The organism is Vibrio eleionomae, from assembly GCF_009874545.1.
GTDB lineage: Bacteria > Pseudomonadota > Gammaproteobacteria > Enterobacterales > Vibrionaceae > Vibrio > Vibrio nitrifigilis.
This window is the reverse complement of record NZ_WEKT01000007.1, coordinates 1-13,211: the sequence shown is the minus strand read 5'-3', so window position 1 is coordinate 13,211 and position 13,211 is coordinate 1. Positions and strand designations below refer to the sequence as shown.

The 13,211-nt window shown below is 42.3% G+C and carries 6 protein-coding genes and 1 pseudogene; 1 reads left to right on the top strand and 6 read right to left on the bottom strand.

Going from position 1 to position 13,211, the window contains the following annotated elements:
- Nucleotides 1-183 precede the first annotated feature (183 nt).
- From F9817_RS24255 to F9817_RS24370, 4 genes and pseudogenes are all read right to left on the bottom strand, one after another.
- Nucleotides 184-2,088: pseudogene (locus F9817_RS24255) on the bottom strand (methyl-accepting chemotaxis protein); the annotation flags it as partial.
- Between the two features lie 491 nt (nucleotides 2,089-2,579).
- Nucleotides 2,580-4,088 (bottom strand): diguanylate cyclase, encoded by a 1,509-nt coding sequence (locus F9817_RS06010; RefSeq protein WP_161154048.1) that lies wholly within the window; start codon nucleotides 4,086-4,088, stop codon nucleotides 2,580-2,582.
- 473 nt (nucleotides 4,089-4,561) lie between these two features.
- Nucleotides 4,562-6,280, bottom strand: coding sequence for a choline dehydrogenase (gene betA / locus F9817_RS06005; RefSeq protein ID WP_161154047.1), 1,719 nt, complete (start codon nucleotides 6,278-6,280; stop codon nucleotides 4,562-4,564).
- A gap of 50 nt (nucleotides 6,281-6,330) precedes the next feature.
- Nucleotides 6,331-7,056, bottom strand: a complete 726-nt coding sequence (locus F9817_RS24370) for a GntR family transcriptional regulator (RefSeq protein WP_202436359.1) — start codon at nucleotides 7,054-7,056, stop codon at nucleotides 6,331-6,333.
- A gap of 814 nt (nucleotides 7,057-7,870) precedes the next feature.
- Between F9817_RS24370 and F9817_RS05995 the strand changes: the two genes are divergently transcribed.
- A complete protein-coding gene (locus F9817_RS05995) occupies nucleotides 7,871-10,036 on the top strand; it encodes a methyl-accepting chemotaxis protein (protein ID WP_161154046.1) in 2,166 nt (721 codons plus the stop codon).
- A gap of 68 nt (nucleotides 10,037-10,104) precedes the next feature.
- Here the strand turns inward: F9817_RS05995 and fucO are convergent, their stop codons facing one another.
- Together fucO and F9817_RS05985 are read right to left on the bottom strand one after the other, a co-directional pair.
- Nucleotides 10,105-11,253: a lactaldehyde reductase gene (gene fucO, locus F9817_RS05990; RefSeq protein WP_161154045.1), complete on the bottom strand. Its 1,149-nt coding sequence runs from the start codon at nucleotides 11,251-11,253 to the stop codon at nucleotides 10,105-10,107.
- Nucleotides 11,254-11,790: 537 nt separating this feature from the next.
- Nucleotides 11,791-12,687 (bottom strand): 1-aminocyclopropane-1-carboxylate deaminase/D-cysteine desulfhydrase, encoded by an 897-nt coding sequence (locus F9817_RS05985; protein WP_161154044.1) that lies wholly within the window; start codon nucleotides 12,685-12,687, stop codon nucleotides 11,791-11,793.
- Nucleotides 12,688-13,211: the final 524 nt, after the last annotated feature.

The following is a 13,211-nucleotide window of genomic DNA, read 5'->3' as shown; positions in this document are numbered from 1 at the left end:
ATTTAGATACTATCGCTGTAATAGAATGTATTAACTAAACTGTTAATGAGAGGGTTTTTCTTGAGTAAGTGTCAGTAATTTATCTGCGACTGATTGCGTTCGATTAGAATTTTCTGCTGTTAGTGAGCTTACTTCACGTAATGAGCCTAACACGGACGTCAATTCGGAAACGGATGTTGATTGACTCTCAATCTCTTCTGCTACAGCGCGAATTTCCTCAGCTAATTTCACCACATCACCACTGATTTCATTCGCACTATTCCCTGATTTCTCCGCCAAATGTCGGACTTCATCAGCGACGACGGCAAATCCTCTACCTAACTCCCCAGCTCGAGCGGCTTCAATGGCCGCGTTAAGTGCCAGTAAATTAGTTTGTTCGGCGATTTGCTGAATCACTTGAACAATATCTTGAATACGATTACTCGATTCAGCGAGTTGGCGAGCATTAGTCGCGACACTTTGCGCTTGGGTTGCCATTCCTGCAACCGTGGTTTCAGATTCTTCAATTGCGGCGGCTTGGGTTTGAACATGACCGGATAGGTCGTCAACGGACTGATCGAGCTCGTTAGCGCAAGCAGCCAATTCACATGCCATTTGTGCACGTTGTTGTTCAGCATCGTTAAGCCGCTGGCCAAGATCCGTTAGCCCAGAAAAAATAGGGCGCACTTTGGCATCAAGTCGAAACGAGTCGACCAGAGCGTCATAATCACTCTCTTTGAATTGGTCAATTTGCTTTACGATCACTCGGTTTAATCCGGAAAGCTTACTGATGTCTCGATGTAAGAACATCGAGCGAAATTCACAATAGCGATGAACAAAACTATCTAGGTAGTCGTCATGGAACTCGCGATTGGGTTGGGTTGAAAGATCAAACCAAAAGATGGCGGTTAATGTTTGGTTGAGGTTCAAACCGAGAATTTCACCAAAGGTTGAGCTACCTACGACAGGAATATCGCCGAATACCCCATTCATGTTATTCAGAGATTGACTGTTTTTGAGCCTTCGCAAAATACAGTCATTGAGTAATCCTGCTATTGGCTCGCATGGTTTATTACGCATAAATTCAGCAAAGTCCTTTTTGGTTGCTTGAGCAAAAGGAATGCGCTTGACCAAAAAGAGTTCTTCACCAGCAGAAATATCACAATAGAAATGGATGCGTTTATTGTCTGTATCGATGGATTGTATTGAGCGAACAAACAGTTCACCACCCACTTTCACAGCAAATGAGTATTCATTTAACGCCGTTTCTAATGTGTTCGGCTGACAGGCGAATTTTTTACATAGCACATCGACCATCGAATTGATATTGCCCGCTTGATCGATGACTTCATCAATAAAACGATCTTCTACAGAAGATGTCAGCACATTAAATGAGAAATTAGTCGGTTCAAAGTTTTGGGATTTGAACACGCCAAAACGGATATGTGGCTGAGTTTTGATAAATGTAATGATGGCATGATTTTGTAACCTTTGTTGACCATCATGCAAAAAGGTATGTTTGAAATCTAGATGCCCACCGGCAGATCCACCAACGAACAAGCACGGGAATTTGCCTGATTGGTACATCGCCTCCATAAAGAAGGTTTCTGAACGTGATAAGCCATCGAAAGTCACATAAGCAATAGTGTTCTGGTAGTCGATATCCATTGCAACGGATTGGCGTTCTATTGCCGCGCGAATATCACTGACTCGCTGTTCGAGCGGTTTTCGGCGTTGGGATTGAGATAAATCTTCACTGCCTAGTGGAACTTTGATGGTTTCTACTTGTTCGATGAGATGTTCACCGAAGCATTGCAGAACGATGTCTGACCACTGGTTGTTAGTGTGATGATACAAAGAGTCATTATTGATGTTAGCCAATGTACCTGCTGCCGTACTAAGCACCACCTGACAGCTAGGAATATGCTGTTTGATCTGCTTGGCGACCGAATCAATATCATTATTAGGTGAGACAAAACCAATAATAAGCGTTGGTTTAAACGGTAGTTCGCTTAAATCATGGCTTATTTTTTGGCTTTGCGTATGAATGTTATAGACGGAGTTTTTATTAGTATTTAACTTACTTTTGAAAAATGTAGACAGCCCCATAATGGCTCCTAACTTACTGAGTTAGCGAGATATTAAACTAAATTAAATCTTGCTAATTGATTTGAAATAATTTTAGTTTTTGTTGGTAAAGGAAACTAATTAGGTGGACTTATCAATAACAAATTGGTAATTATTCTCATTAATATAATGCGATCATTAAATAACCAATGGTTAGTGTTAAATAAATACTTGTTTATCAATCTTATATAACGGATTTAGTTGAACATAAATGCGCAGAAGGGTTATATCAGTTTATTCTTATGAATGTAAAGGGCAAAAGGCGAGAGCTGTGTTTAATATAAGAAGAAAATCAGCCGACACCATCTTTTATACCCAAATGACCTAAAGAGGCAGGATTAACAGCAGTACCAACGAGCCTAGGTTAAGCTCCATCACGGTAGGAATGGTTATTCCCTTTCAATGTGATAGGGCGCAGAAATAGGCTTATTGATGATCTCAAAAAGGGCGAATGGTATTCGCTCCAGAATGTATTACTGCTTTTCATTATGATATTGCGGATGGCGAGCTTGAATTGCCTTGGAAAACTCGATGACTTGTGAACCTTTACCACGGTTCATTAATTCGTGAGCCATTGTAATGAGTTCTTCCGGATCCGCTTCATCATCGGGACAAATAGCGACTCCGATACTAGGCGAAACTTCAAAGCTAATATTATTGGTTAAGGTAAAAGGATCTTGCATTGCCTTATTAATTTTATGAGTAATTTGACTTAAGGCTGCATCATTATCTGCCAGATCAACAACCAATACGAATTCATCGCCGCCATAACGATAAATAAAATCACTATCGCGAGTTGTTTTACATAGGCGGTAGGTAAATTCTTTTAATAACTCATCACCAATATCTTTGCCATATTCTTTATTCACTTGGCTAAAGTTATTCAAGCTAATCGCAAAACAGGCAAAACGAGAGCCCCAAAACTTGGTTTGCTGGGCTTTATGATACAGTACAATCGTTAAAGCGTTGCGGTTAAACATGCCAGTTAAGGTGTCACGATTGGCTAACTGAAATAGAGATTGATTTTTAGCCAGCTGGTGGCGCGTTTCAATAATTGTTGCAATGGTGACCGTTTCTCCATTACGAATAAGAGAGCGTTCATGCAGTTCAATAGGCACTCTTTTACCACTACGAGTTAACGCTATCCATTGTTCTCCCTCGTGGTCGAAAAGTTGGCGTTTGTTTAATGTGCCCACTTCTTCTTCGTTATAGCCAAACATTCTTCTGGCACTTTCATTAGCCATAACGACCTTGCCCGCTTCATCGTAGATGAGCAGTGCGGCTTTGGCTGATTGAATTAAATCATTAAGTACATTAATAGTCTGCTCTGAATGCCGTTGACCACGGCGAAATTGGGTAATAATGAAGGCAAAATTAAGTAGTGCTAAAGCAAAGGTAACAAGCTGAATTGATCTGAGATCTTGCGTTTGTTGGCGTGAGCTTTTTTCCACCATTACCGTGAGCTGGTTCATCTGATTTAATAACTGTTCGTTATTATCACCGAGCAACGTTTTTATTTGCTGGAAGAGTTCTGGTGTGAGGCCCGTTTTCATAATGTTGAGATTCAATGCATGTAATGGCTCTAATAGCTTGGCCGCTCGAGTAATGATTGTTCGCGCTTCTGGATGGTTGATGGCCTTAACCATGACGAGCTTTTTCTCGGCATCAATGACATAGCCACTATTATTAAAGGCTTCTAGAGTGTCATTAAACATTTCATAGGCTTGCATGTATTGCAAAATATGAGTCTGTGTCTGTTTGCTTTTTAGCTGCTCAGGACTGATTTGGAAGATGGATTTCGTCATTTTTTGTGACAACATTCGCTGGCGTCCCGCGAGGTTAATTATCACGGCATCTTCTGAAACTGCATGAGTAATTCTGAAATTAAGAGCGAGCATGGCGCTGTCTAAGGTTAAAAACAGTAAAACAGAGCAGGCCAAAAAGAGATGTGCTTTTTTAGAATGTTGGAATGTTAATGCCATAAGTTAAAAAAACCACTACTAATACGTCTTTAAACAGTAGGTTATAGGTGTCTATATTACTAATCAGATAGTAGTAATTTTTCGGTTTAGCAAACTAAAAATCTGCATCGTGTAAGAGAATGTTCAATTGTGAGACACAAACTCATGGCTATTTGAATCCATTGAACGATTAACATCAATATCGAAAGTTATCATCAAGATCTTCAGGTTACACTCGCGTAAAAAACGTGCACCTGAACCCTTCGATAATGATCACCCCACCTAATATCTTGTTTTTTATAGGATAAACGGATAGAAATGTCGAAACTATACCTCTTTTGGTTAGCTTAGGAGTAATTCTGATATTGAGCTAATTATTAGAATAATTTGAATAAATAAAGCCCTTCAATGATTTGAAGGGCTTGTCTACCTAAACGGTCTTATGATTGAGGGGGCTTAAGAGTAGAGACGTGGTTTTTCACCATTAACAGAGCTTAGACGGTTTCTGCTGCTTTATTGACGGTTTCTTCAGTTGTCGATAGCACTTCAGATGTTGCCATGGTCTCATTGTGTTCTTCATAACGATAGAAGTCGGCATCAGAAGCTGGCTCAATGTAGTTACCCAAAATAATATCGGCTGCTTTTTCTGCCACCATAATTGTAGGTGCGTAAAGATTACCGTTCGTGATAGCTGGAAATACTGAAGCATCTACGACTCGTAGATTGTTGATGCCGTGTACTTTTAATTCAGCGTCAACCACAGCTAAATCGTCGTACCCCATCTTACAAGTACAGCTTGGGTGGTAGGCACTTTCACCTTCACGAGCAACAAAATCTAATATTTCTTCATCAGTTTGTGCAGCAATACCCGGAGATAATTCTTCACCGCGTAACTCATCAAATGCAGGTTGATTGATGATGTTGCGCGATACTCTAATCGCTTCTACCCACTCTTTACGCTCTTGTTCAGTCGATAGGTAATTGAAAAAGAGTTTTGGTGGCTGATTTGGATCTTTAGATTGAATTTTCACATAACCGCGCACATCAGTATTCATTGGGCCAACGTGCAGCTGAAAACCGTGGCCTTGTTGTGGTGCACTGCCATCATAACGAATGGCAATCGGCAAGAAATGGAACTGTAGGTTAGGGTATTTCACCTCATCATTTCCGCGAACAAAACCGCCAGCTTCAAAGTGGTTTGTGGCCGCCTTACCTTTACGACGGAAGAGCCAATCAAAGCCAATTTTTGGCTGGTTATACCATTTGAGTGCTGGGTATAGGCTAACGGGTTTCTTACATGTGTACTGCACGTAAAGTTCTAAGTGATCTTGAAGGTTTTCACCAACACCAGGTAGGTGATGCACTGGCGTGATTCCCAACGCTTTCAATTCGTCACTATTACCAATACCAGATAACTGTAACAATTTGGGTGAGTTAATGGCTCCCCCACAAGAAATAATCTCTTTTCCGTAAACAGAATGGGATTTTTTATTTCGAACGTACTCTACGCCAATGGCGGTTTTACCATCGAGAATAACGCGATTTGTGGTTGCCCCAGTTAAAACGGTGAGATTTTCTCTGTTCATTACAGGGTGTAGGTAGGCACGAGCAGCACTATAGCGACGACCGCGGTAGATGTTTTGATCAAATGCGCCGAAGCCTTCCTGTTGGTAGCCGTTCACATCATCCGTTAACGGATAGCCCGCCTCTTGCACTGATTGGAAAAATGCATCAAACAGAGGGTTATCACACGCTGCCGTTGTGGTATTTAATGGGCCATTATCGCCATGATAATCATCCCCACCGACTAAACGTGTTTCACATTTACGAAAGTAGGGTAGACAGTGTTTGTAGCTCCAATTTTCTAACCCATCGAAACGAGACCATTTTTCATAGTCCATCGCATTACCACGGATATAAATCATACCGTTGATACAGCTACTGCCGCCTAAAACTTTTCCCCGAGGCTGAGCAATTTTTCGATTGTGCATAAACGGCTCGGGCTCGGATTCGTATAGCCAGTTATAGGTGCTATCTGTCAGTAGATAAGTCAGTGCTGCTGGCATGTGGATACGAAAATCCCAACGATAATCTGGTTTTCCGGCTTCTAACACCAAAACTTTATGTTTTGGATTGGCACTCAAGCGGTTGGCTAGGACGCATCCGGCAGAGCCACCACCGATAATAATATAATCGTACTGTTGCTCGGTCATTGATTTACCTCCATGGACTCGAAGAGAGAATGATTAGATGTCAAAATAAATTATGCTTGGCTTTTATCTAAGCAAGCTTGTAAAAGCTCATAATGTCGACTGATAGAGGCTTGCAGTTTTATGGGGTGCTGCTCTATCAAATGGATACTTGTTGTTCGCCAGTTTCTGACGGTTTTATCGCGAAATTCTGGGTCGTGATATAAGTTGTTATCTCGAGAGCTAAAACCTTGTTGCAACGCTCTCATTACCCAGAGAAAGATAGGGTTGTGACTCATTTCTGCGAGTAATATGTTCAGCTCTCTGTCGAGCTCTGCGAGTTGCGCTGTATCGGGTTTTAGCTCTTTGGCTACCATTTCTAAGCGAGTTACCGTGTCGGTTAAGTGCTGTTGCTGTTCTGGCGTTGCTCTTACCATGGCTAGTTGGCCCATGGTTTGGTCGATGGTTTCACGAAACTCTGCGACATCGAAGATGCTCATTCCTTTCTGCTGCAGAAATAGAGCGAGAGAATCACTAATATTCGCCACATCAATTTGTTTGATGTAGGCACCACCTTTTTGGCCTTTTTTAACCTCAATTAATCCCTTCTGTTTTAGGGCGGTGATGGCTTCTCTAATGACTCCTCGGCCAGTACCAAATTGATTTTGTAAATCGCGTTCACTAGGTAAGCAGTCGCCAGGGACAAGCTGCTTATTCATAATTGCTGCTTCTATTTGCAACGCGATATCTTCACTTGCTCGGCCAACTTGAGCCTTCTTGAACACAATGTTCGCACTCACGATTTATTCCCACATTGAAATGTTAGTGATTAATAATGGTCGTACCATTGAGGTAAATATAGAGCTTTTTTAGCCATATTACGAATGTGGTTATTGTTTTTGGTCGTACCAATAGGTGGTTGTTTCTTATTTGTGTGATATAAAATGCTATAAATTAACAATTTTTAAATAAATACCAGAGTTATATGCTTTATCTGTATTTATTGTGTGGTTATTTATGGTTAATTTTATTTAAAGAACAAATATTTTGAAGTCTAAGTATTTTTTGAGGAGGGATGAGGTGTTTTAGGCGTTTTTAGAGGAGTGAAATAATATACCCAAATGACCTCAAGATGCAGGATTCAGAGCTTCATCAACGAGCCTAGGTCAAGCTCAATCTCGGTAGGAATGGTCATTCCCTTTCAACGTGATTGAGCGCAGAAATAGGTTTGTTGATGAGCTCCCGAAGGGCGAGTTTTATTCGCTCCTAGGCGGTGTTACTGATTTTCTACGTAGAATGACTATGTCTTCAAATCAGTACCTTGCCTAANAGCGAATACATTCTCGCTGAAACAGCATCTTGAGGTTACTTGGGTATAGAACTGGTTGAAGTGATAATTCTGCATAAGTCGATGGTTATTGAGCATGATTGTTGTATCTAACTCATTGGTATTAGTTGCCTAGCTTTGACTTCGTCAATTTAGCGACCAACCCGACAAATTTATCATTAAAGCTTTTTTAATTGTGGTGAAAAGTGGCATCTCTCTACAATTACGCTTTATTTAAGCTTGGATCACGACATACATAGTCTAGCAATATTAGTTAGGACCGACATATGAAGTTAAAGTCTATTCAAGCAAAAATCACATTAACGGCTGGCTTATGCCTGCTAATAACTGCAGGCATACTTGTCGGTTATAGTGTTTATTCTGCCGCGAATACTCAAAATTTAGTCAATGCCAAAGTTTCTAAACTCGCGACAGACACCACATTGAAGCAAGTCCAAGCAACTGCTGAACGTTATTCAGTGTCGATCAGTCGCCGCCTTGAAGAAGCCTTAAGTGCGGCGAGAGCACTATCTGATGCCATGTCTGCGGCGAAGCAGGACGAAGTCAACAAAAGCACGAGTTTTATTGAACGTACGGTCTTTAACGATATGCTGCAAGAAGTGTTGAGATCGAATCCTGATCTTAACGGCACATACAGTGCGTGGGCGCCTAATGCTTTTGATGGTAAAGATGCGGCCAATCGCGTGAACCGGGACGGTAATAACCCTGATACTGGGCGGTTCACCCCTTACTGGATTCGTGATGCAGCCGGTAATATTAATGTTCAGCCTCTGGTTGAATACGATTCCGATCATAAACATCCTAACGGTGTGGCAAAAGGCGCTTGGTATCAGGTGCCTGAGAAGACCCTAAATGAAACGGTTACTGCCCCGTTGCCATACATTGTGCAAGGTAAAAACGTATGGTTGGCGACACTGTCTGCTCCGATTATTGTTAATGGCAAGTTTCAAGGTGTAGTAGGGGCCGACTACAATTTAGATTTTGTGCAAAAGCTGAGTGTGCAGGTTGCATCAAAGCTCTATGATGGAAATTCTCGAGTATCGATTGTTACCCAAGATGGGTTAGTGATTGCTGATAGCCAAGATCCCAGTTTGGTCGGTAAATCGATTGAACCTTTATTTGGAGAGGATACCAATAAAGTTATTGAGCTGATTGGAGAACAAAAATCCACAATTCGTGTCGACCAAGCCGAGAATGCGGTTAAAGCGCTAGCTTCTTTTACTTTGGGATACAGTAACGTAACTTGGGCGATGACCATTCGCTTAGATTTAGACAAAGTATTAGCAGAGGCCAATGCACTGTCTGATGAACTGAAATCAAATAGCCAAGCAGATACTACTTGGCAGATTGGTTTAGGCCTAGTGATTACCGTCGTTGCTATTTTCTTCTTGCTTGTTATGGCTCGCAATATCTCCCGCCCAATTTTAGGTGCGGTCAATATGGCGAAAACCATTTCGTTAGGGCAATTCAATAATAGACTTAATTACGACAGTATTGATGAGGTTGGTCAACTCTCTGCTGCGCTCGATAACATGGCAGAAAGTTTACAAGCTCAAGTTGCGATTGCGGAGAAAATCTCGCAAGGTGACTTGGCGGTCAATGTCACGCTTGCTTCAGATAAAGATCAACTAGGCCGTGCATTGTCACAGATGGTTGATGATTTAAATCAATTGGTTGGGGATATTAAAGCCCGCTCTGATGTGATTGCTCGAAATGCCGATTTAGTTAATGGTCTGAGTCAAAGTTTATCGTTGGGTGCGACAGATTCGGCATCGGCTGTCACCGAAATCAGTGCGACGATTAACGAGATTGCTGAGCAAATTCGCCAAAGTTCTACCAATGCCGATGAGGCCACGCGTTTATCCGGTTTATCAGAAAAAACAGCCAATGAAGGTAACCATCTGATGACTGAGTTACAAACCGCGATGGAGGATATCGAGGCTTCTGGTAATGACATCAACAACATCATTCGTACGATTGAGTCGATTGCTGAGCAAACCAACTTACTTGCTTTGAACGCAGCTATTGAAGCGGCTCGGGCGGGGGAACATGGTCGTGGCTTCGCAGTGGTGGCTGATGAAGTTCGCCAACTTGCCGGTCGCAGTGCACAAGCGGTGCAGCAAACGTCAGAACTTATCTCGAAATCGGCAGAGAAAACTAACCGTGGTATTGAACTGTCGAAACAAACGGTGCAATCGCTACAAGAGATTGTGACGGGAGCTGGGCAGGTCTCTTCCTTGGTTGGAGAAATTGCTCAGGCTGCAAGTGAGCAGTCGGCTGGTGCTGATCAAGTGAGTTTAGGCATTGGTCAGATTGATGAAGTCACACAGCAAAATAGTACCAACTCAGATAGTTGTGCTGAAGCCGCGAAAGAGTTAACCGAGCAGGCTATGCAATTGGACGACCTCATTAAACAGTTCCGTTTGAAATAATATATGCAATATTAACAAACTCTAACAAAAGGTCCCGAAAGGGACCTTTTGCGTTAAGTGATGAGGATTTATAACGCTTCACTATACAAATGGTAAACTTCATCTGCGGTCGGTTGGTGAGGGTTGCAGCCTAAACAAGGGTCGGCCAAAGCTTTATCGATCCATTGTGGAATATCTTGCTCTTTAATACCGAGTTCACTAAAGCCATGAGGAATACCAACTTGACTTGATAGTGATCGAATCATGTTGATGCACTGCTGTGCTCCTTCGGCAGCACTTAAGTTCGTGACATTACCCCCCAACGCCGCCGCAACGTTACAAAAGCGTTCTGGTACGTATTGGGCGTTATATTCACTGACAATAGGCAACAAAATAGCGTTGCATACACCATGGGCTAAGTTATGTGTCGCGCCCGGTTGGTGAGCCATCGCGTGAACTAACCCTAGGCCTGCACTATTGAATGCCATACCCGCCAAGTATTCTGCGCAGGCAAGTTTATCGCGAGCTTCTAAATTTTTGCCATCTTTCACCGCAATCGGTAGCCATTGATGAACAAGACGGATTGCTTCTAAAGCCGTTGGATCTGTTAAGGTGTGTTGCCCTGCAGAGACATACGCTTCTATCGCGTGAGTTAATGCATCCATGCCTGTTGACGCTGTAACACTGGCAGGAAGATCTAGCATCAGTGTCGGATCATTGACGGCGATATCTGGGATCTGTTTGTCATCGATGATCACCATTTTCTTCTGAGCATTTTCATCGGTGATGACCGAATTAGATGTCATTTCGGCAGCGGTGCCTGCGGTGGTATTAACAGCTACAAAATACGCCCCCGTATTTTTGACTTGATTAACCCCTTCGTAATCAGTGATTGATCCTGGGTTGGTGCTCATAATACGAATGGCTTTGGCACAATCGATTGGGCTACCACCACCGACGGCGACAAACCCTTTACATTGCTCTTGCTGATACTGTTCTAGCCCTTGATTAACGAGAGTGACCGTGGGATTCGGGGTCACTTGATCAAATAACGAATAGTTAATCTTGTTATTTTTTAGCGCATTAATCACTGGGTCTACAATACCTAATTCAGTCAGGGTGTGATCGGTCACTAGCAATACTTTCTCTATTCCTTGCTGGCTCAACTCGTTCACTGCATCTTCAATCGCTCCGACACCCATTAAGCAGAGCTTAGGCATTTTTAGTGCAAATGACATAATAAAACTCCTTAATAAATCAACAATCTATACCCAAATATCCTTATCCAATGGTATTTGGGTATAGAAATGAAAAGCACTATGACTTTATGTTGCTGAGGAATAATATCGACATCCAAGTAATCATAACCTTTATTAAAATGTAGTTATTTGCCTGGTTTGGCGAAATTTTGAAGATTTAGATGAGTGAGTTCACACATAATGGTTTATGTGTGAATCGGTGATGAGGTTTAAGTGGGGGGTTATACCCAAGTAACCTCAAGATGCTGTTTCAGCGAGAATGTATTCGCTCTTAGGCAAGGCACTGATTTGAAGACATAGTCATTCTACGTAGAAAATCAGTAACACAGCCTAGGAGCGAATAAAACTCGCCCTTCGGGAGCTCATCAACAAACCTATTTCTGCGCCCAATCACGTTAAAAGGGAATGACCATTCCTGCCGTGATTGAGCTTGACCTAGGCTCGTTGATGAAGCTCTGAATCCTGCATCTTGAGGTCATTTGGGTATAGATATTAACCGCGCTAGGTCGCTTTGAATCAACACGACCGATACTTGCGTTGGTAACGAGGAAGCATACTTTCGTTACCCAGAATTCCACCTTGGTGAATATAAAGCAGTTGTTTGTTGTTTTGCGTTGGCCACCACGTTTCTAAGCAACGCCACATGAAAGGGTCATAAAGTAAATCAAATTCAACCTCAGTTTGCGCTTGGAGTTTTTGCCACATGAGGTAATCCGCTTCATACAGTTTGCCGAAGTGATGTTTATTCCCAAGGTTAAGTATGGAAGGGAAGTCATCAGCTCCCAGCTCTTGCCATTGTTGAATCAGATACTCATCTCCACCGACACATGAGCAAGTCACCACCTCTATATGATGTTCTTTCAGCGTTTGGTGAAGATACAGTGATGTCGTGCCAGTACCCGATGGCAGTGCAACGACCCAGTGACTGGCAGGTTGTTGGCTGGTCCATTCTAAAATTTCTGTTGCTAACTGTGTCACCCCTTGTTTGGCGATAGGGCTACGGCCTCCTTCCGGAACCAGTAACTCATTATCTTTGACCTTATAATCATTGAGGTAGTGTTCTGGGGCGCAATCAAACGTTGGACGTGTTTCAATTAGCTCGGCTCCGAGTTCTAATGCTGCACGGTAATTACCATTCGGGTGCTGTTTTAACCAACTGGGAATGTGGTCCACATAGAAACGGAGTTGCCACTGTTTGAGATTTGCCAAAGCTGCCATGGAGTAGAGAGAGTTCGCTTGTGGTGAGCCATAACCAATCAGTGTCTCGATATGGGGCAGGGTATCATCAAGCAGCGCCATAAATTTACGCGCTTTATTGCCGGAAAATTGCGGATGAAGCCAATCGTCTCGTTTGAGATAAAATTCGATATTACTACAACAGTGTCGGGTAACGGGTGTGTGCTTAAGTTTCATGCTAGCAAGTGAGAAAAACGTAATGAGGTTGAAGTATATACTTAAGGTACCGCAATATACACGATTCTAAAATGTGCCTCTCACGCTACCTTCAAGATACTGTATCAGCGACAGGGGAATTCGTGTTTGGGTAGGTTGTCATTTGAAACCAGAGCCAGTTTAGGTGGGATATTAACATCACTGATTGGGCTCATCTCGCCAAGTTGATCGTTAGTAACACGATGATCAACAGACAAAAAAATACCCAGAACAACACGAACTGGGCATATACAAACGTAGGAGTTAATAGGAAAAACAGCAAACTGACAGTTTTTCACGATGAAAAAAACACTTAAGCAGAATAGGTAAGCCAAGCACTTTGCATGAGCTTGCGTATGTCGCTCTCGGTTTGTTAATCACATAAGTTAGGACTGCCCAACGATAAAAGAGTTCCGGCTGAGTAAAAAAATTTTATTTTAAGTGTCATTTTCTCAGAGCAGATAGCTGGATACATCAGGGTCTATGGTTCATTGATAATTAATAAG